The following is a 21217-nucleotide window of genomic DNA, read 5'->3' on the forward strand; positions in this document are numbered from 1 at the left end:
TGACCTGCCCGTTCAGGGGTGGGCAGGTCAGCGGCGTGGGCGGGACCCTAGCTCCGCGACCACTTCTGGTTGGGGCCGCCGTTGCAGGGCCAGATCTGCAGCAGCGTTCCGTTGCCGGTCCCGGCGTCGACCGCGTCCAGGCACTTGCCGGACGCCACACCGACGACCGTGCCGTCGGCGTTGACGTTCCACTGCTGATGGGCCAGGCCGTTGCAGTCGAAGATGGTGACCGCGGCCCTGTCGGCGGTGCTGGCGGCGTCGACCTCCAAACACTTCGTGCCGTACACCCTCAGCTCCCGTGACGTCGTCGCCGTCCAGGTCTGGTTGGCGGCGCCGTGGCAGTCGAAGAGCGTGACCCGGGTCCGGTTGGCCTGGGTGTTGTTGGGCACGTCGACACAGCGGCCGGAACCCTGACCCTTGAGCAGTCCGCTGGCGGTGGAGCCGCAGCTGGTCATGCCCGCGGTGTAGGGACAGACGACGGCGGCGAAGCCGCCGCGCTGGAGCATCGCCACCGACAGGGTGGCGGTGCTGGTGACCACGCGGGTCTCGCGCGTCAGCGCGCTCGCGCCGTCCCGGACGGTCTCCAGCAGCCACTGGCCGCCGCCCAGGAAGCTCAGCGGCGCCGTATACGTCTTCGCGGCCAGCGCGGACACCCCGCCGATGTACCACCTGCCGCCGTTGCGCCGGGCGAAGTAGGCCTCCTGCCCCGGTCGGCCGCCGAGCAGCCGCGTCTCGTCCCAGGTGGTGGGGAGCTGGTTGAGGATGCGCAGCGCCTCCGGCTGGGATTCGTAGCTTTCCGGGTTGTCGGCCAGGTGCTGCCAGCCTGATTCGAACACGATCGCGGTCGCGAGTTCGTGGGCGAAGGTGGTGTCGCGGTTGTACGGGCTGAAGATGACGGGGGTGTAGTCCATGCTGGAGATGACGTTGCGGTGGAACGGCACCATCGTGTTCTTCGACGCCCGCAGGTACTGCTCGCCGCCGTGCACGGCCTCGGCGGTCATGACGTGCGGCCAGGTGCGCTGCATGCCGCGCGGGGTGGCCGAGCCGTGAAAGTTGACCATGAGCTGGAGCTCGGCGGTCCGGGCCAGGATCGCGTCATACCACTGCAGGGTGGGCTGGGTGAACTCGTAGATGAAGTCGACCTTCACCCCGGCCACGCCCCAGTTCTTGATCCGTGGCAGCCACGTTTCCCGCTGCTGGGCGGTCCAGAGGTTGGCGGAGTTGAACCACAGGATCACCTGTACGCCCTTGGCGCGGGCATAGCTCACCACGCTGGGCGCCCAGCTCTCCTGCCACCCTTCGTCGATGAGCACGTAACCCCAGCCGTTGCGGGCGGCGAAGTCGATGTACTGGCGCTGGCGGCTCTCGTTCGACGGGCTGGCGTGTTCGGTGAGCCAGGACCAGGCGACGGTGTCCGGTGTGACCCAGGACGTGCTGCTCAACCGGGACGGCGCGGACAGGTCGTCGACGATCGTGGACCCGGTGATCGCGGCCAGGTTGCCGACGGCCGCGGTGCGCCACGGCGTGGACAGCGGCAGATTAGCGGTGATGGCCGCACTGTCCAGCGAGGTGTTGTAGGTCCCGGCTCCGGCGGTGTGCGTCAGGCTGGCCGCCGCGTACCGGCCGTCGAGGCCGGCCTCGGCCAGCAGGGCGAAGACCCCGTTGACCTCGAACAGCGCCGGGACCCGGAAGGTGCCCGCGGCCGCCGCTCCGGCTGTCGTCTGGACCGGGTAGCCCTGGTCCTCACTGTGGGCCGGCAGCAGCCAGGCGTTGGCCGCGGCCGGCACGGTCCAGGACGACGCTTCGCGGCGTACGGTGACCGATCCGCTGCCTGGCAGCACGTAGCGGTAGGCCGCGCCGGTGTTCGACGCGCGCACGACGACGTCCAGCCGCGCACCGCCGGTGCCGGTGAAGGACAGGGTGGTCTCGTTGTAGGCGGTGGACCGGTTGCGCTGCTTGCCGGTGGTCATCGCGTAGGCCTCGGTGACGGTCCGGTCGGCCCGGCCGGTGAAGGCGAGGTTCCTGGTCAGGTCGGCCGCGCTGGTCTCGATGCCGATGGCTGACGGGGACAGCACCGTGGCGCCCTGGCTGGACACGGCGAACGACAGGGTGCCGTTGTCGTTGAGCGTGACGTGGGCGGAGGTCGGCGAACCGGTGGACGGCCCGCTGACCGTCCAGGTGGTCGCTGCGGCGGCGGAGCCGGGGGTGACGCAGACGATGGCCGCTGGCAGCACCAGGGCCAGCGCGCCGCGCAGGAGCACCGATCGGCGATGTCTTCTTTCAAGCATGCGAGATGCCTTTCCGGAACGGAAGCGGGTTCACGCATCGCCGAAGGACGTGAACAGGAGCGGGTCCATGCGGCCCTGGCCGTGCTGAGGGTCGCTCAGCCAGGGTCGACCCCGGCTGAGCGATGGGGAGAGTCTGTGGTCAGCAGAGCACCGGCCACCCACCGAGCGAGCAGGTCGCCGGGATGAAGGCATCGGAGTAGGCGTAGCTCGTCTGACCGCTCAGACTCAGCCCCACTGTCGCCGACAGGACCCGGTCGCCCTGCACGGCAGGGATGTATTTGGTGCAGAACGGATCGGTACTGCCGCAGCCGTAGGAGTTGCTCGCGGTCGCTCCGCTCACCGACCAGGAGAACGTGGTGCCCGGTGCGGCACCGGTGACCTGGAACGAGACGACGTAGGTGAAGGCTGCGGTGCTCGTGCCACAGGAACTGGTGTAGCCACTCGGGCCGGGCTGGACGCGGCAGGCCGCGCTTCCGGTGACGGCGTACGCCGGAGAGGTGAGGGCGAGGGACCCTGCGACAGCGGTGAGCAGGGCGACGGTCAGGGCTGCTAGTCGTGCGCGCATCAGTGACTCCAGGATCGGGGACCGGATAGGACGGAACATCATTGTACTTAAATGTCTCGACATCTTGGGATCCTGGATTTTGCTCACCGGCGCGCGCGTCGCCTGGAGACGCGGGAGCGGTTCGCGAGTGAGCCAGCATGATCACGCCCCGCATGTCTGGTCGCCGCCTGGAGCCGCACACCGCCGCAAGCGCCGAACCGTGACTCACCTTCGGCGATCTCGCCGCGCGGCGGCCGGACGGCCGTGGTGCCGACTGCCCGGCCACTCGTCATCAACCGGCGCGACAGCGGATTTCCATACACGCATGCTGAATTCGCAATAATCACTACAACAGTGAATGATGCGAGAATCACTCCCATCTCTCATCAGATCCTATTGCAGCCAAACAATCTCTCCCGAGAGACGCATCCCCCCACATACATTGACGCATAGGGATGTTCCAATAAGGATGGACGCACATCGCTCCCCCCAACCGAAGGGAAGTCTTGTGAGTCCCATCTCGAAATGGTCAGCAGTGACCGGCCTGGCGGCCGCACTCGTGCTGACCAGCGCGACGGCAGCCCTGGCTGACCAGCCGACCACCGTCGCCGACCGCAACGGAAACATCACCGCGGTCAACCGCACCATCGACGGCCGGCCCGTCACCAATGAGGCGGCCGCGAAAGAGGTCGTCGCCTATTGGACGCCCGAGCGCATGGCCGCCGCCGTCGACCTCGACTTCGCCCGGCCCAAGGCGACCGGCAAGGAAACGAACACCACGTCCAAGCCGAACGGGAAAGCCGGCACGATCGCGCCGGTGGCACCGCGCATGAGCGTCGACCGCGGCGCGAATCTGCTCAACGAGTCGCTGGCCATCGGCAAGCTGTACTTCAACACGCCCTGGGGCGGCTCGTCGTGCTCGGCCAGCACCGTCTCCAGCGGCAAGCGCCGCCTGGTGATGACCGCCGGGCACTGCGTGCACAGCGGCGGGGCCGGCGGGTCCTGGTACGGCAACTGGGTGTTCGTCCCGCAGTACCGCAGCGGCAGCCAGCCGTACGGCTCGTTCGCGGCCTACACCGTGGCGACCCGCTCCGCGTGGGTCAACAGCGGCAGCTACCCCGAGGACATGGCCATCGTCATCATGAACAACGGCGGCTACTGGGGCCTGAAGGTCGTCGACACGGTCGGCGGGCACGGCCTGCGCTGGAACTGGGGCTACGGGCCGTACATGACCGCGATCGGCTACCCGTCCAACCTCGGCGGCGGTGAGATCCAGTGGTTCTGCCAGAGCGGCACATGGCAGGGCCACGACCAGGTGATCCGCATGTACTGCCCGATGACGTACGGCTCCAGCGGCGGCCCCTGGCTGCAGGAGTACAACGACGCCACCGGCTACGGGTACATCAACAGCGTCGTGAGCCACGGTGACAACCCCGGCAACGGCGAGTTCGACGGCCCCTACTTCGACAACGACATCAAGAGCCTCTACGACTACGCGGAGGCCCTGTCCCCCGCGTGACCGGTGAGCTGACGCTTCGCACCTGAACCACCGGTGAGCCCTGGCCCAGGCCGGGGCTCACCGGGCGTCGCGCCGCCGGCGTGCGCTCTCGAAGTCGGCGACGTCAGACATCCAGGGACCGTACGGTTCGAGTGCGGCGCAGCCGCCGCCGACGAAGGCGCTCAGCAGCTTCCGGTATCCGCCGATCCCGTCGACCAGGCCGTACTCGACCAGGTATTCCGGTTCCGATCCGGCTTCGCCCTGTCGCACGGTGGTGATCCGGGCGACGGAGTCCGCGTAGAGGTGAAGCTGGATCCCTTCGCCCATCGCCTCGTCCTCGATGGTGAACACCTCGTTGTCCCCGGCGTGGCGATCGGTGACGAACTCCCAGAACGCGGCCGAGGCGGTGCGGGAACCGTCCCGCACCCACTTCTTCTCCCCGCCCTTGTCATCGGTGAACGTCAGCGCCGTCTTGCGCGCACCCTCACCGAGGTCGGCAGCCTCGTCCTCATCCTCGACGGGCGTGTTCCTGGAGCGGCCCGCGGCCTCCGAGCACATCAGGAAGCTCACCGTACGCACCGCGTCGTCGGCGAGTGCGGGGTGTTCACGGCGTACGGCCGTCTCGACCGCCGCCGCCATCCGGTCCCAGTCGCGCTTGTCCGTGGCCCGCTTTCCGCGCCGTGGATCGAGTCCGATCCGCATCCCGGCGCACGCCTGCTCCGCGGTGGCGATCACGGCCAGGACCTCGGGCAGCAGCGCGGGGTCGACGGCGTCAGGCAGCCGCTTCGGGATCGTCGAACCGTGCACGTACTGGCCTGTGTACCGCAGCAGCGCGGCGTCGAGCGGGCCGAGGACGATTCCGCGCTCGGCGCGACGGCGGTCCGCGAGATACTCCTGCGCCCGCTTCTGGTCCGCCTCCGCTGTCGCGGTGCGCATCGCCGCGCAGACCTGACCGCGCTCGAGCAGTGCGATGTCGGCCCCGTGGGTGATGAGCCGGCTCTTTTCCCAGGGTATGCGCCGAAAGAGCGCGTCGACGTCCGCGGGCGCACCGAGCAGGATCGGGTCCAGGAGCGCGACGGCGGCGTTCTCGTCGAGCGCGCCCCGGGTTCCGGCGGCCTCGCACAGCGGCAGGACCGCGCTCCACAGCAGCAGGTGTCTGGCCAGGTCGTCCTGGATCACCGCGAGATGGGCCGGCCCGATCGGGAAGGTGAACGTGCGGGGATCATGGTTGGCGTCGGCCCCGGCGCCGAGCATCAGCCTCAGCTCGCCGTCCTCGCGGATCACCTGCGGGATCCAGCCGCTGCGGCGCGTGAAGACGACGTCGTGTCGCCCTGTCATGACCACCGCGCGAATTCGGTGTCCAGACGCGGGTCGGTGCGCACCCAGACCTCGCCCCCGGCGCCCTCGACGGGAGCCTCGACGCGGCTCAGGCCGAGGAATTCGATCAGTTTGAGCAGCTCGGCCCGTTCGGCGCGGTCGTCGTCGGCATCATGGGAGTCGAAGAAGATGTAGTACTGGTCAGTCGGGTCGACGATGCCGGAATTGGACCAGATCCGAGCGACCTCCTCGATCGCCGCCGCTTCCGTCGTGAAGGTGGCGGCGCGGGCGGTGCCGCGGGTCTCCGGTGACGCGTCGAGGTCGTCGAGGTCGCCGAACCACTGGCCGAAGCGGTCGAGTCCGCCGAATCCGTTCTCGAAGAACAGCATCGCGCTCGGAAGGTAGCGATTGGGCCTGTCGACCTTGAGGTACTCCGACCGGGGCTGGTCGCCATCCTTGCTCCGGGAGATCACCCCGGCACCGGGCATGAGCACCAGGCGCTGTCCGGCCGGCTCGTCCGTGACGGTGTATGTGTCGGACTCGCGGCCCCGGAAGAAGTCAGAGAACGCCATGTAGGCCTCTTGCGCGTCGCCCACGGTGACCTGCTGGTCGTTGCCGTCACCGACGGCGAAGACGAACTGTTTCGGGCCGGGTTTGTAGGGACGCGCCATGTGCTTCCTTCGTTCGGATGTGAGAGATCCACTAGTGTAGTCGGAACCAGTGCCGACCTGCCGTGATCCTGATCATGGGCCTGCCCTGCGCACCGACGCTGACCGATCCGTGGGCACTCAGCCCGCCGGTGCCTCGCGCACGGAGATCAGCTCGGTGAGTCCCGACACGGTCAGCACGGGAAGGAGCATCCTGTTCGCCACGAGTTCTATGCGGTCGGCCTGGGCGAACAGGACTGCCAGCCCCGCGCTGTCGAGGTATTCGACTGCGGCGAAGTCGAGCAGCACAGGCGCGGACGCGCTGCTGATGGCCTCGGCGAGCCGGGCGCTGTTGGTCATGTCGATCTCACCGCAGATGGTCAGCCGGGTGCTGCCGTCCTCGGTGCGGGCTGTGCTGACGTCCAGTGGCGTGGCGGTCATCAGGGGATCCTCGCGTACATGTCGACGGTCGTGCCGGCGCTGCCGGAGTTGATGTTGACGTGCTGCATCATAGTGCGCATCAGGCCCACGCCTCGGCCACGAGCGGGGTTCGGCGTCGGGCTCTTCCACCGTCCCGTGTCGGCGACGACGAGCCTGAGCCGGTCGGCGAACGCTTCGGCGCGCAGTTCGATGGGTTCTCCCGGATTGTCGCGGTGTCCGTGCTCGATGGCGTTGGCGCAGGCTTCACCGGCGGCCAGCAGGACCCCGTGGGCGGTGTCGCCCGGTAGTTCACACCGGCGAAGCCAGTCGCGCAGGGCACTGCGGACGGGGGCAAGCTGGCCAGCATCGGCGGGGAAGGTCATCTGCAGCGGACCTGGATGCCGGTAGACCAGGAACGCGACGTCGTCCTCGAAGCCGCCTTCCGGGGTCAGCTGATCCATGACATGCGTCGCCAGCTGGTCGACGTCGGCGTCGCGACCTTCGTGCAGCGTCGTCGTGGCGCTGGCGATGCCCTGATCCAGGGGGCGGCGGCGTCTTTCGACGAGGCCGTCGGTGTAGAGCATCATCGTCGCTCGCGCCGGCATGACGTGCTCGGCCTGGCCGCGAATCCTGCCCGGTGCGGCGGCCAGCGGCAGGGACCGGCCCCCGTCGAGCAGGTCGGTCCGCCCGTCGCGGTGGGCGATGATGCCCGGCGGGTGTCCGGCGCTGGCGTAGGTGAGGTGACCGGTCCGGGGGTCGAGCACGCCGCAGAACACCGTCGTGCAGACGGCTCCGGTCGTCGCCGCGGCGAAGTGGTCCATGGCCATCAGGGTGCGGGCGGGACTGGGGTCCTGCAGGAGCAGCGCCCGGCAGGCGCTGCGCAGCTGCCCCATCACCGCTGCCGCGGGCAGGCCGCGGCCCACGCAGTCGCCGACCACGATGCCGATCCGGCCGTCGGGCAGGGCGATGGTGTCGTACCAGTCGCCGCCGACCTCCAGGGGTGTGGCGGCGGGTTCGTAGCGTACGGCGAAACCGTGCGGCAGTTGTGCGGGACCGAGGATGGCGCGCTGGAGGGCCAGGGCCGTCTCCCGCTGCTGGTCGATCTGGTGGGCGCGGGCCAGTCCCTGCGCGAGACTCGCCGCGAGCAGGGACAGCAGGAGCCGGTCGTGCTCGGCGAAGGGGCGGTCCGGACCGAGGTCGAGCCAGATCACCATGGTGCCGTGCGGGTGTTCCAGCCGGATGCCGGCCCGGTCGGCGCCCGAGGCCGTCGCGGTGAGGTTGGGGCCGTCGCGCAGGGCGGTGATGGCGTCGCGGTGGTCCTCGGGCAGCTGTGCCCAGTCCAGCGGCGCTCCGTCGGCGCCGGTGACCGCCGGTGGGGTGGCCGCGCGGAAGACGACGCCCCATGCCTGAGCGCCGCGCCAGATCCGCTGCAGTTCGGTGAGCGCGCCGGTGGCGGCATGGGCGAGGTCGGCCGCCTGCGTCAGCCGGACGTTGAGGGCGGCTATCGCGGAGTCACGTTGTATCGCGTGATGCTCGGCTGTCACGTCGCGGAAGGTGCCGACGGTGACGGTGCGGCCGCTGTCGGGGTCCTGGGCCTTGTTGAAGGTGGCGTTGACCCATACCCGGTGACCCTGGCGGTGCACGACGGGGATCGTGTAGCTGCCCCGCGCGTCGTGCAGGAGCGTGTCGAACGCGGTCGCCACCTCGTGGTGCGCGTGGGGGTCGGTGTCGGCGTCGGGCCACCACGGGTGTGTCGGCTGGTAGGGCAGCCCCTGCGGGCCGTAGCCGAGGATGTCGGTGAACGCGGTGTTGATCTCGATGACCGCGCCGTCGCCGTCGCAGACGAAGAACGCCTCCTGCAGCGAGTCGATCAGCGCGGTTCGCCAGCGGGCGTGGTGGTTGCGGGTCCGGGCCAGTTCGACGTTGGCCCGCACCCGCGCGAGCAGTTCCGCCGCGGCGAAGGGTTTGATGAGGTAGTCGTCGGCTCCGGCGTGCAGGCCCTCGATGGACGCCTCCTGCTCGGCCCGTGCCGACAGCAGGACCACGGGCACGGCCTCGGTGCGCGGGTCGGCGCGCAGCGCCTTGAGCAGTTGCATGCCGTCGAGCTGGGGCATCATGACGTCGCTGATGATCAGCTCCGGCGGCGTGGCGCGGGCCTGGGCAAGGGCCTGCCGGCCGTCGACGGCGGTGCTGACGTGGTAGCCGGCGGCGGTCAGCAGCCGGGCGAGGTAGTCGCGCATGTCGGCGTTGTCGTCGGCGATGAGCACGCTGGCCGGCCTGGACAGCTGGGGGGTGAGCAACGGCGTCGCCTGCTCGGCGGCGCTGACCGACTCCGCCGACAGGTGGCCGGGCCCCCAGCGCAGCGCTTCCTGCACGTAGGGTTCGGCGGCGACCGAGGGACCCGCGGCGCTGGTCGCGGCGGTCAGCGCGGCGGCCGGCAGGTGTCCGCTGCCAAAGGGGATGCTGATGGTGAAGCGGGTGCCTTCGCCTTCGGTGCTGTCGGCGACGATGGTTCCGCCGTGCAGGGCGACCAGTTCCTTCACCAGCGCCAGGCCGATGCCGCTGCCCTCGTTGGACCGGGAGCGTGCGTTCTCGATGCGGTGGAAACGTTCGAAGAGCCGGGGGATCTCCTCGGCGGCGACGCCGATGCCGGTGTCGGTCACCTCGACGACCGCGTGGTCGCCGGATCCGCGGACGGTGACCGTGACCGAGCCGTCGAAGGTGAACTTCAGGGCGTTGCTGAGCAGGTTGAGGATCACCTTCTCCCACATGCCGCGGTCGAGGTGAACAGGCCTGCCCAGAGGCGGGCAGTCCACGACCAGGCGCAGGCCGGCCTTCTCCACCGCCGACCGGAAGATGCTGGCCAGGTCGGCGGTGACGGCGGCGAGGTCGACCGGCTCGTAGCTGGCCTGCATCCGCCCGGCCTCCAGCCGGGAGAAGTCCAGCAGGCTGTTGACCAGCTTCCCCAGCCGCAGGCCGTTGCGGTGAATGACGTCCAGTTCCGCCCGCACCGCCGGACCGGTGTCCGGATGGCGCCGCAGGTCCTCGATCGGTCCCATGATCAGCGTCAGCGGGGTGCGGAACTCGTGGCTGATGTTGGAGAAGAACACCGTCTTCGCCCGGTCGAGCTCGGCGAGTTCCTCGGCCCGCCGCTGCTGCGCCTGGTAGCTGCGGGCACTGGCGATCCCGGTCGCGACATGTCCGGCCACGAGTTCCAGGAAGGACCGGTATCCGTCGTCGAGGGGGCGGTAGCGGTTCAGCCCGGCGACGATGAACCCGTACGCCGCTCCGCCATGGCGCAGCAGCGGCACGATCATGGCCTGCGCCGGTGGCAGCGGCCATACTCCGGCCGGCAGCTCGGCATATCGGGGTGAGTTCAGGTCCACGAGCTGGTCATCGACGCCGGTCGCGACCGGCCACACCTGATCCGGCCCGCCCAGGGCGATCGCCGGCGCGGCGGCCGGATGCCCGGTGCGGACGCCGGTCGATCCGGCCAGTCGTGCCGTCGTGCCGTCGATGAGATAGGTGAGCGTGAAGGGCAGGTCCCACCGGTTGCGATCCAGCTGGCGGCTGGTGAACGTCAGCAGCTCCTGCTGGGTGCGCACGATGCTGAAATCGGATCCGAGGTCGCGCAGGGTGGCCATCCGCCGTTCGCTGATGACCCGGGTGGTGTCCTCGCTGACGACGCAGAGCATGCCCACGGCCGTGCCGGACTCGTCCCGCAGCGGGCTGTAGGAGAAGGTGTGGTAGGTCTCCTCCTGGTAGCCGGACCGTTCCAGGAACAGCAGCAGCGCCTCGTCCCAGGTCGCCCTGCCGGTGGTCAGCACCGTCTCGATGCGCGGGCCGATGTCGTCCCAGATCTCGGCCCAGACCTGGCTGGCCGGCCTCCCGAGAGCCCACGGGTACTTGTGCCCGAGCGTGTCGCGGCGGTACGCGTCGTTGCAGAAGAAGGTCAGCTGCGGACCCCAGGCCATCCACATCGGGAATCGTGACGACAGCAGGATGCCCACCGCGGTCCGCAGGCTCTGCGGCCAGTCGCCCACCGCGCCCAGCGGCGTCGCCGCCCAGTCGACCGCACGCATGTCAGCAGCGACGGCAGGGTCGGCGGAGAACACGTCGTCGTTGAGACCGTCACCCGAAGCTGTCACCTGGCACCCGCCCACATGTGCTCACCTTGCCATCCGTCCACGGTCATCTGCCAGCGGCCGAACGCCTGGACACTGGCCGCTGACGAAGCCCGGTGCGCCGACGTGGCCACGCACCCGGTACCCCGATTGCCGTCGTTCATGCCGCAGCCGCACGTCGTCACGTATCGGTGGCAGCCCGACCACGGAACCGGCGATCCCGACGTCGCCGACAGCCTGGCGGCATCGGCCCGACCCGGCGACGAAGCGCCCTAGCTGATCATGCCGAGCCAGGCGCTCCCCGGCTGCGTGTCGGACAGCAGCCGCCGCAGCACCTGAGCTTCGGCGTCGTCGAGGGTCTCCGCGAAGCGCTGCAGGGTCAGGTGGCGATCGCCGACACCGCTGAGTGTCGCGCGCAGCTGCGCGGCGGCGGCGTCGGCCTCACTGCGCACCGGTTCGTACGCGTGGGCACGGCCCGCGCGGCTGCGGCGTACCAGCTGCTTGTCCACGAGGCGGATCAGGATCGTCTGCACGGTGTTGTACGCGGGCGCCGGGTCGAGCCGTGCCTGAACCTCGGCCGGGGTCATCGACCGGCCCCCGGACCACAGGACGGTCATCACCTGGCCTTCGAGTTCGCCCGCGGCACGGCGGCGACCGGCGCTGTCATTCATCCCCTGAACCATATCTACGCGGTGGTATCGCCCGGTTCGGCTGCGTGGCCCACCGGGGTCGACGAGCGTGCCCGGAGACTGTTATGCGCCGGGCGCGGCCGTCACACCTTCCGGTAGCGGGCCTGGAAGTAGCAGTACACCCCGAACAGCGCGAAACCGGCCGCCGCGACGAGCAGCAGCGCGTATCCGAACGGCTGCTGCGCCAGGGTGTGCAGCGCCCCGTCGAGCCCGGCCGACTTGGCGGGGTCGAAGGTGGCGGCCGCGATCGTGACGAGCACCCCGGCGACGGCGTACACCGCGCCTTTGCCGGCATAGCCGAGCTGACCGGTGCGAACCGCCGCTTGGAACTCCCCCGCGCTCATCAGGTTCCGCCGCAGGTTTCGCACGAAGCCCTTCCTGATGCCGTGGACGACCAGGACCAGTCCCACCACGGTGACCGCGATGCCCGCGGCGCCGACCAGCCACTGCCCGCCCGGCTGGCCGAGCACTCCGGATGTGGCCTCGCGCTGCTGGCTGCCGGTGGCCGGGTCGCCGCCGTCGGCCACCTGGATGGCGGTCGCGCCCAGCGCGCCGTAGGCGATGGTGCGCCCGGCGGAGACGACCCGTTCCAGCACGCGCCTGCCACCCTGCTCGTCGAGGTGGCCGACCGCCGCCTCGAACAGCTGCCAGATCGCCATCGCGACCAGCCCGGCGGCGATGGCCCAGACCAGGACCCTGCCGAACGGCTGCCCGGCCAGCAGCCGGAACGCACCCGACTGGTCACCGCGGGCCGACCGGCCGTGGGCGATCTGCAGGGCGAGCCAGCCGACCGCCAGATGCAGCAGGCCGTAGCCGAGCAGACCGGCTCGGGTCAGTTTCTCCAGTGCGGGGCTGTCGCCGGCCGTCCGCGCCTTACGACGGGCCGTGGTGGTGAGGCTCATGTCCTGCCGATACCAACCGACGGGCTCCGGCAAACTCCATCCACCTACACCACGTAGGAGGCCCTGCGCCGCAGGTCGGCCCCGGCCTATCGCCGGTGGGTGATCGTCGCGGTCACCGTCGTGCCGCCACCGTCGCCGGTGCCGATCTCCATCCCGTCGGCGAGCGTGCGGACCAGCCACAGGCCCCGGCTGTCGGGCGTGCCGGGCTCAGGGCGCACCTGTCCATCGATGCCGGCCGGGATGCCCGGGCCGCTGTCGGAGACGCTGCAGTAGACGGCGTCGGTTCCGGCCCACAGCCGTATCCGGCCCTCGCCGCCGCCGTGTCGCACGACGTTGGTGGCCAGCTCGTACGCGACGAAGACGAGCGCGTCGACACGGTCCGCGGGCAGACCGGCCGCGTCGGCGTGGGCGGCCACCGCCGGGCGCAGGCTGGCCAGCTCCGCCTCGGCGAACGGCAGCTCGACCAGCAGCACCGCGTCGGCAGGCAGGCCCTCGGCCGGGGCCTGGGCGGAGCGGCTTCCGGGTTCAGTCGTCATGGCGGACCGTCGTCATGGTGACCCGCGCCAGGCCCTGTAGTCCGAGCGCGGCGAGCACCTGGGCCGAGATCGGTGTGCAGCGCACGGTCATGGTCTGCTGACCGGTCAGGCCGAACGCGGTCTGAACGATCACCCCGGCGGTGCTGGTGTCCATGAACCTGAGCCGGGTCAGGTTGACGTCGAGGTGGTCGTCGAGCGCGAGCGCCTCGGACAGGGCGAGGGTGAGCGGCTCGATCGCCCGGTAGTCGATCTCACCGGCGACGCGCACGCCGGTCGGCACGTACTGGCGGCAGATCCGCAGCATGGCGTCGTCGTGGTAGGTGACGGCGGTGACGTTCATGCCGTGGGCGTCGGCTGCCGAGGCCATCGTCACGGTGTCGAAGCACTGGCGGTCGTACTGGCATGCCGCGGTGGCGTTCTGCCCGGCGAGCAGCCGGGTCAGCCGCGACTCGTACTCCATCAGTCCCGCCACGCCGTTGACCGGGCGCAGCGCCCAGCACATGTCGCCGGTCACCCGCAGGCCGCCGTACCCGTCCCGGTGGGCCAGGTCGATCTGCTCCTGCAGGCTGTCTATCGTGCTGGTGGGGTCGAACGATCCCTGCGGCGTGAAGAACTCGCCGCTGGGGCCGACCTGTAGCTGCCCGGACCGGGTGGCCGACGCTACGCCCAGGCCGCGACCGGCGAGTTCGTCGGCCAGTGCCGTCTGGCTGACCGCCTCGGTAAGGCACAGGACCTTCTCGCCGAGTCGGAGGCCGTCGCGCACGAACGCCGCGACGATGTCCAGGCGCTCGTCGTTGTCGGAGAATGTCAGACAGGCATGATCACCTGGCTTCAGGTCCTCCACCGACGTACCGCTCACTGCGACTCCTCCAACCGACATGGCGAGCACCACCGTAGCGTCTCTGCCGGCTCGCGCAGCGCGTACCCGGGACCCGACGGGGCAAACCGGTTGCGTAGGCATCCCGGCGCGTCGTGTCGTTCCCGGCCGTGGGCTGTTCGGCGCAGGTTGCCGGTTTGGCAGGTCAGAGCGGCCGCACGGCTGGCGGCGAGGCTCTGCGAGGAGTCAGCCGAACCTGGCTCAAGGAAAGTTCGGTGCAGATGACTATACCCGCGTCGGGCGGGTGAGCCTGCCTGGTGAGGTCAGCGGCGGCGCTGACCTCACCAGGGCCGCATCAGCGGTACCCGGCGGCGACGATGTTCGCCTGGACCGCGTTCTCGGTGACGTCGGTCGGATAGCCCGCGACCATGGCCCCCTCGTAGAAGGTGCCCGCGCTGGCGTTGGCGCCGCCGTCGGGCTTGCAGCAGTCACCGCCGCTGCCCAGCACGATGGCCCCCTGCTTCTTCATGGGGCTGTATCCGCTGGGCAGAGCGCCGTCCCAGAGCGTGTAGAGGCTGCCGGACTGGGCGTTGCTGCCCTTGATGGCGAATCGCGAGACGCCGTTGTTCTTGAGCGTGGCGGTGACGAACTTGCTGGTGAACGCCCGCTGGTTCGGGTTCCAGGTGCTGCTGCCGCCGGGGAACAGGCCCCATTCGAGATCGGCCTGCACCCACGGTCCCGAACCCGAGCAGCCGCCGAACCAGCAGCTGGTGCCGAAGTAGATGGCGTCCATCGCGCCGGCCGCGTCGGCTTTGCGGGTGGTCTCGCTGTTGCCGTAGTCGAAGCAGCAGCCGCTGTTGACGTGCGTGCCGCTGGTGACCATGTACATGCCTTCGGGCGCGCTGCCGGTCGGGACACCGGTCAGGTGGCCGTCGCGCCAGTAGCTGTTGCCGGGGTTGATGTACAGCGAGTACGCCTTGCTGCCGCCGACCGTCAGCGACTCGGTGGTCGCCACGGCCGGCCGGCTCTGCGGTGATCCGGGGACCACGCTCGAACCCTGGTACCAGAGGTCGTTGCCGCGCCCGGACTGGTCGAACAGCACCGTGATGACGCACGTGGTGTTCGCGCAGAACGTGTCCTGCGCCGCCGCGTTGGCCGTACCGCCGGTGCTCAGCACCCCGATGTTGCGGGTGGTGCCGTCCGAGGAGCGCCTGACCTGGTACAGGTTTCCGGTGTAGGAGCGGTACAGGGCTCGGGTGGTGCTGTGCGCGGCAACGCAGGGGGTTCCGCCCGCGGCGTAGATGTCGCATGGTCCGCCCCCGGCGGGTGGTGTCGAGGTCGGGGTCGGGCTGGGCGAGCCCGGCACCGACTGCGCCCACTGCTGGTTGGCGCCGCCGTTGCAGGCCCAGAGCTGGACCTTCGTGCCGTTGGCGGTCGCCGCGGCGTTGGCGTCCAGGCACAGGCCCGACTGCGCGCCGGTGATGGTGCCGTTGGTGTTGAGGTTCCACTGCTGGTTGTTCTGGCCATTGCAGTCCCAGATGATGGCCTGTGTGCCGTTGGCGGTGCCCCGGCCGGAGGCGTCGAGGCATTTGCTGCCGTAGACCGTCAGCTGGCCGCCCGTGGTGAGCGTCCAGGCCTGTCCGGTGCTGCCGTTGCAGTCCCACAGCTGGGTCTGCGGGCCGTTGGCGGTGCTGGAGTTCGGCACCTCCAGGCACCGGCCGGACTGGCCGCCCACGATCCGCGTGGGCGTGCCGACCGTCGCGGCCAGTGCGACGTCGGCCTGGACGGCGACGGCCAGACCAGCGACGACCAGGGCCGCCGCCACGGTGGCGGCCGCCAGCCGGCGGGGACGGCGGGTTGTCGGGGTGATCATCGGGCCACCTCCCGGGGTGCGGATCGCGGGGCACTCGGGGCCGGTCACGGCAGGGTCCACTTCTGGTTGGCGCCGCCGTTGCAGGTCCACAGGGCCACGACAGTGCCGTCGGCCGAGTTGTTGCCGGACACGTCCAGGCACTTGCCCGACTGCGGGTTACGCAGCGACCCGTCGGACTGCGCCGCCCAGACCTGCGCCGCACCGCCGGTGCAGGTCCACAGCTGGATCTTCGTGCCGTTCGCCGTGCCGCCGCCGCTGACGTCCAGGCACTTGCCCAGTGCGCGCAGCGTCGCACCGGACACCGTCCACGTCTGCGCAGAGGTCCCGTTGCAGCTCAGTAGCTGGATCTGCGTGCCGTCGGCCGACGAGCCGCTGCGCACGTCCAGGCACTTGCCCGCCAGGCCCTTGACCGGACCGACACCCGTGCTCGCGGTGCCCTTGACCAGGACGAACTCATCCACGTCGAAGAGGAAGCCGCTCGGCCCGGTGAAGGTCAGGTACAGGGTCTGGGTGCTGGACGGGACACCGGACAGGCTGGTGGTGACGTTCTGGAAGTTCGTCCAGCTGCCGGTGTTGGGCACGGTGACGGTGCCCAGCACTGTTCCGCCGGCCGAGCCGGTCCGGACCTGGATCGTGCCACCGGCGCCCGCGGAGGCCACCCGGGCCCGGAACGAGGTGCTGCCGGTCAGATCGAGGCCGTTGTACGCCGCCCAGTCGCCGGATTCGATGTTGCCCAGCACCTGCCCCCCGTTGGCGCCCGACTTGGCCAGCGCCGAGACTCCGGCGGCCGAGGAGTACGACTCGGCCTGGCGGGTGATGTCGCCGGTCGGCGGGGTGCCGCCGAGGTCCTTGATCCGGATGTTGCGGTAGCCGACGTCGTCGCCGGTGCCGTGGTTCTGGATACCGACGTATCCGGCCATCGACCGGGCCGCGTTGGTGTTCGTGTAGTCGTTGATCTTCGAGCCGTTCAGGAAGACCTGCAGCCGCTCCCCTTCGACGAGCAGTTCGAAGGTGTTCCACTCCCCTGGCGGGTTGAGGGCCGCGTCGCGGGCGGTCAGGTCGGCCGACTGCAGGCCGTAGATCGCGCCGGTGGTCTTGTCGGCGGAGTCGGTGGCGTCGATCTGGACCTCGTAGCCGCTGTCCAGCGCTCCCTGCGCGCTGCTGGGGGTGGGGAACCCGATGACGACACCGGAGTTGTCGTCGCCCGGCACCCGCCAGTCGAGCTTGAGCGAGTAGTTGACGTACTCGCGGGTGGTGTACCAGAGCATGCCCATGCCACCGGAGGACGTGAGTGTCCCGTCGGAGTTGGCGAAGCTGCCCGGCCCGACCTGCGACCAGCCGCTGGTCGAACCGTTGTAGAGGGCGGTGTAGCCGGTCTCCGGGCGGCAGTCGGCCTTGGCCCGGCCGGCGGCGTAACGGATGCCGCCGAGCAGGTGGCCGCGGAACGCCGTCTCGGAGTAGGCCGACGGCGAGTGCCCGCCGCCGGTGTAGAAGGCCCGGCCGCCGCTGTAGGTCTTGCACCAGGCGTGCGGGTGGTCGGTGCCCATGGAGCCGCCGGAGTATGAGGACTCGTCGACGGTGGCCAGCACCCGTGCGGTGGAGCGGGCGTTGGTCTGGTAGTTGTACCACTCCTCGGTGCGGGTCCAGGTCGGCGACAGGTGGGCGGTGGCCGGGTGGGACCGGTTCTCGACCTTGATGTTGGCCTGCTGGATCGCCGGGTGGGAGGCGAAGTACGCCCCGACGAGGTTGCCGTAGAACGGCCAGCTGTACTCGGTGTCGGCGGCGGCGTGCACGCCGACGAAGCCGCCCCCTGAGCCGATGTAGGACTCGAACGCGGTCTGCTGGCTGGAGTTCAGGACGTCGCCGGTGGTGTTGAGGAAGACGACCGCTTCGTACTGGGCGAGGTTGCCGGTGGTGAAGGCGGTGGCGTCCTCGGTGGCGGTGACGGTGAAGCTGTTGGCCGCGCCGAGGGACTGGATCGCGGCGATGCCGGCGGCGATCGAGTCGTGTCGGAAGCCGGCGGTCTTGGAGAAGACGAGCACGTCGTAGGGGGTGTCGGCGGCGCTGGCGGGGCTGGCCGCAGCGGTCGCGGCGAGGGCGGCGAGGACGGCGGTGGCCGCGCCGAGGGCGGGTCGCAGGAGTCTGCGCATGGGGGCTCTCCTTGGTCGGGAAGGGGACGCGAGGCCCCTCACCGGTGCGGGACCACCGGTGAGGGGCCGTCGCGTCAGGGCAGGGTCCATTTCTGGTTGGCGCCGCCGTTGCAGGTCCACAGGGCCACGACAGTGCCGTCGGCCGAGTTGTTGCCGGACACGTCCAGGCACTTGCCCGACTGCGGGTTACGCAGCGACCCGTCGGACTGCGCCGCCCAGACCTGCGCCGCACCGCCGGTGCAGGTCCACAGCTGGATCTTCGTGCCGTTCGCGGTGCCGCCGCCGCTGACGTCCAGGCACTTGCCCAGCGCACGCAGCGTCGACCCCGACACCGTCCACGTCTGCGCAGAGGTCCCGTTGCAGGTCAGTAGCTGGATCTGCGTGCCGTCGGCCGACGAGCCGCTGCGCACGTCCAGGCACTTGCCCGCCAGGCCCTTGACCGGACCGGTCCCGGGGGAGGTTCCGCCGGTGGACAGGGTGAACGAGTCGAGGTCGTACAGGAAGCCGGTCCCCGACCCGGCGAAGGTCAGGTACAGGGTGGTGGCGCCGCTCGGCGGGCCGCTGATCGTGCCGGTGACCGTGGCGAAGGTGTCCCACGAGCCCGTGACCGGCACGGTCGCCGAGCCGAGCACGGTGCCGGTGGCCGAACCGGCCCGGATCTGCAGCGTGCCGCCGCTGCCCGCGGATGAGACGCGGGCGCTGAATCCGGTGACGTTGCTGATCCGGTAGGGCTGGAACGCGATCCAGTCGCCGTTGTGGATGTCACCGACGGTCTTGCCGCCCTCGGCGGCGCTCTTGTCGAAGGTGGAGATCCCCGACGAGGTCTTGAAGTGCTCGGCCTGGCGCTTGCGCGGCTGCAGCGTGTGCTGGGTGTGCGTGGTCAGGCCGCCGGCGTCGGTGTACTCGGCGTCGAAGACCCCGAAGATGTTGGCCGCGTCGTCGTGCTCGCCGTCGACGGGAACCACGATGGTGCCGGTGCAGCCGTTCTGCGAGGTGATCTGATGGCCGTGGCTGTCGTGGCCGAGCACGTAGGTCATCTTGACCCTGGTGCAGTCGATCGTGGCGTCCTCGGGGTCGCTTGCCGTGATGCTGAACGACACGGTGTCGCCGAAGCTGAACAGCTGGCCGTTGGCGGGGCTGTTGATGGTGACCGTCGGCGCGGTGTTGCCGACGCCGATCTGCACGCTGGAGGTGCCGGACGCGCCCTGCGGGTCCCGGACCGTCAGGGTGGCGGTGTAGGCGCCGTTGGCGCTGTAGGTCTTGGCCGGGTTGGCGGACGTCGACGTGGTGCCGTCGCCGAAGGCCCACGAGTAGGTGAGCGTGCCGCCCTCGGGGTCTGCCGAACCGGCGGAGGAGAAGTTCACGGTCAGTGGCGCCGTGCCTGACGTCCGGTCGGCTGTCGCGACGGCGGTCGGGGCCCGGTTGCCGCTGCCGACGTAGTCGTAGCGGTACAGGGCCGAGTTGGCGTCGCCGTTGTAGTAGCCGGTGCCGTAGTCCAGCACGTACAGCGCGCCGTCGGGTCCGAAGGTCATGTCCATGACCTGCTTGCCGTTCCACGGGAAGGTCTCGATGGCGCCGCGGCTGCCGTCGGAGTTGACGTGGATCGGCTTGACCCAGCCACGGCCGAACTCGCCGGCGAAGAACTGCCCGTCGAAGCCCTGCGGGAACTTGGTGCTCGACGACGAGGAGGCGTCGTAGCGGTAGACCGGGCCGCCCATCGGCGACTCCGAGCCGCCGCCGAACTCCGACGGGCTGCCCGAGTCCCCGGCGTAGCGGATCCAGGCCGTCTTCGCGGCCGGCAGGGTGGGCAGGCCGGTGTTGCGGAACGAGTTGTTGGTCGGCCCGCCGCCGCAGTTGTACTTCGATCCGGCGGAGTTGGCCGCGAAGTCCCACTCGGCGTAGGTCTCGTTGGAGGTGTTCGTGCCGGTGCAGTACGGCCAGCCGTAGAAGCCCGGCCCGGTGACCCGGTTGAACTCGACCTGCCCGCTCGGGCCACGGTTGGAGGTGCTGCCCGCGTCCGGGCCGTAGTCGCCGACGTAGACGACGCCGGTGGCCTTGTCGACGCTGATCCGGAACGGGTTGCGGAAACCCATCGCGTAGATCTCGGGACGGGTCCGGGAGTCGGAGTCGACGAACATGTTGCCGTCCGGGATCGCGTACGACCCGTTGGCGTTGACCTTGATGCGGAGGATCTTGCCGCGCAGGTCGTTGGTGTTGGCCGCCGACCGCTGGGCGTCGTAGGCGGGGTTGCGGTTGGTCCGCTCGTCGAGCGGGGCGTAACCGGCCGATTCGAACGGGTTGGTGTCGTCGCCGGTGGACAGGTACAGGTTGCCGGCCGCGTCGAAGTCGATGTCGCCGCCGGTGTGGCAGCAGATGCCCCGGTCGGCGGCGACGTCGAGGATGTCGACCCGGCTCGACTGGTTGACGGTGAAGTCGGAGTTCAGCGTGAACCGCGACAACCGGTTGACGCCCTGCCAGGCCGACCAGTTGCTGCCGGTGGACGGGGCGTCACCGCTCGGGGTCGACAGCGGCGGGGCGTAGTACAGGTAGATGTGCCGGTTCGTGGCGAAGTTCGGGTCGACGCCGACGCCCTGCAGGCCCTCCTCGTCGTGGGTGTAGACCGCGATGGTGCCGACGACGGAGGTGTTGCCTGCCGCGTCGGTGCGGCGCAGCGTGCCGTTACGCGCGGTGTGCAGGACCGACCGGTCCGGCAGCACGGCCAGCGTCATCGGCTCGCCCATTTCGGACAGCCCTTTGGCGAGGGTGACCTGCTGGTAGTCGGTGCTGACGATCGTGTGGGCCTGCGCCGGAGCCGGGCCGCCGAGCCCGGCGGGGCCCGCGGCGAGTATGGCGATCGCGCCGGTCGTGGTCAGCAACAGCGCTGAGCTTGCGGAGAACCATCGTCTGGTGCGGTGCGGGGGGAGACCGTCCCGGATGGACATGAGGACCCTTCCTGACAAGTGATGGCCAGGCGGGCGCGAACCATCGCGCCGAGTGCCGTGGGGGTGCTGCCTGCCAGGTGCCGCACCTGACAGGTGGCGGCCTCTGACGGCGGATGGAGCCATCACAGATCGCCGGTCGGTGGGTGCCGCGCCGCCGGCACGCCTCGACGAAACCTTGCCGACCCGTCACATGCTTTGGTGGCTATGTCATATGACGTGTTACCAGTAAGTCGGCTCGGTCGATGTTATCGTTCACATCTTGGTTGTCAACCCACCCGCACCCATCGATCTTCTCCGGTGGATTACCTCCGATGCGGATGCTTGAGCTGACCTGCGCACACGCGAAACCTTTTCGTCACATCTTGACTCACGCCCTGTTATCGTTCACATTCGATGGACCGCGGGAGGGTCGGCACCGTCACCCGCCTCGGCTGGCAGGGCACCGATCGAGCACGTCAGGGCGGTTCGGG

14 protein-coding genes are annotated in these 21217 nt (G+C 69.9%); 1 reads left to right on the plus strand and 13 read right to left on the minus strand.

Annotated elements, in window-relative coordinates; genetic code table 11:
* Positions 1–47: 47 nt before the first annotated feature.
* On the minus strand, positions 48–2288 hold the full coding sequence (locus HAV40_RS03545) for a glycoside hydrolase family 97 protein (RefSeq protein WP_166378906.1): 2241 nt from the start codon (positions 2286–2288) through the stop codon (positions 48–50).
* A gap of 139 nt (positions 2289–2427) precedes the next feature.
* On the minus strand, positions 2428–2853 hold the full coding sequence (locus tag HAV40_RS03550) for a hypothetical protein (RefSeq protein WP_166378908.1): 426 nt from the start codon (positions 2851–2853) through the stop codon (positions 2428–2430).
* 487 nt (positions 2854–3340) lie between these two features.
* Here HAV40_RS03550 and HAV40_RS03555 point away from each other — a divergent pair, with 487 nt between their 5' ends.
* Entirely contained in the window at positions 3341–4351 is a 1011-nt protein-coding gene (locus HAV40_RS03555; protein ID WP_240935346.1) for a trypsin-like serine peptidase, read from the plus strand.
* Positions 4352–4408: 57 nt separating this feature from the next.
* Here the strand turns inward: HAV40_RS03555 and HAV40_RS03560 are convergent, their stop codons facing one another.
* From HAV40_RS03560 to HAV40_RS03610, 11 genes are all read right to left on the minus strand, one after another.
* Entirely contained in the window at positions 4409–5668 is a 1260-nt protein-coding gene (locus HAV40_RS03560) for a DUF6357 family protein (protein ID WP_166378912.1), read from the minus strand.
* Positions 5665–6318 (minus strand): hypothetical protein, encoded by a 654-nt coding sequence (locus HAV40_RS03565; RefSeq protein WP_166378914.1) that lies wholly within the window; start codon positions 6316–6318, stop codon positions 5665–5667. Before HAV40_RS03565 ends, HAV40_RS03560 begins: the two co-directional genes overlap by 4 nt.
* A gap of 117 nt (positions 6319–6435) precedes the next feature.
* Positions 6436–6735, minus strand: a complete 300-nt coding sequence (locus tag HAV40_RS03570; protein WP_166378916.1) for an STAS domain-containing protein — start codon at positions 6733–6735, stop codon at positions 6436–6438.
* Positions 6735–10862 (minus strand): SpoIIE family protein phosphatase, encoded by a 4128-nt coding sequence (locus HAV40_RS03575; protein WP_239086699.1) that lies wholly within the window; start codon positions 10860–10862, stop codon positions 6735–6737. The genes HAV40_RS03570 and HAV40_RS03575 overlap by 1 nt, the downstream gene beginning before the upstream one ends.
* Before the next feature lie 248 nt (positions 10863–11110).
* Positions 11111–11509 (minus strand): BlaI/MecI/CopY family transcriptional regulator, encoded by a 399-nt coding sequence (locus tag HAV40_RS03580; protein WP_166378918.1) that lies wholly within the window; start codon positions 11507–11509, stop codon positions 11111–11113.
* Between the two features lie 101 nt (positions 11510–11610).
* Complete coding sequence (locus HAV40_RS03585; RefSeq protein WP_166378920.1) at positions 11611–12429, minus strand: DUF1206 domain-containing protein; 819 nt, start codon at positions 12427–12429, stop codon at positions 11611–11613.
* An 86-nt stretch (positions 12430–12515) separates the two neighbouring features.
* A complete protein-coding gene (locus HAV40_RS03590; RefSeq protein WP_166378922.1) occupies positions 12516–12965 on the minus strand; it encodes an ATP-binding protein in 450 nt (149 codons plus the stop codon).
* Positions 12955–13824, minus strand: coding sequence for an MEDS domain-containing protein (locus tag HAV40_RS03595; protein ID WP_166378924.1), 870 nt, complete (start codon positions 13822–13824; stop codon positions 12955–12957). The genes HAV40_RS03590 and HAV40_RS03595 overlap by 11 nt, the downstream gene beginning before the upstream one ends.
* Before the next feature lie 313 nt (positions 13825–14137).
* A complete protein-coding gene (locus HAV40_RS03600) occupies positions 14138–15655 on the minus strand; it encodes an arabinofuranosidase catalytic domain-containing protein (protein WP_166378926.1) in 1518 nt (505 codons plus the stop codon).
* A 44-nt stretch (positions 15656–15699) separates the two neighbouring features.
* A complete protein-coding gene (locus HAV40_RS03605) occupies positions 15700–17805 on the minus strand; it encodes a ThuA domain-containing protein (RefSeq protein ID WP_166378928.1) in 2106 nt (701 codons plus the stop codon).
* A gap of 74 nt (positions 17806–17879) precedes the next feature.
* Entirely contained in the window at positions 17880–20747 is a 2868-nt protein-coding gene (locus HAV40_RS03610) for a PQQ-dependent sugar dehydrogenase (RefSeq protein ID WP_166378930.1), read from the minus strand.
* Between the last annotated feature and the right edge of the window lie 470 nt (positions 20748–21217).

The organism is Catellatospora methionotrophica (assembly GCF_011297335.1).
Taxonomy (GTDB): domain Bacteria; phylum Actinomycetota; class Actinomycetes; order Mycobacteriales; family Micromonosporaceae; genus Catellatospora; species Catellatospora methionotrophica.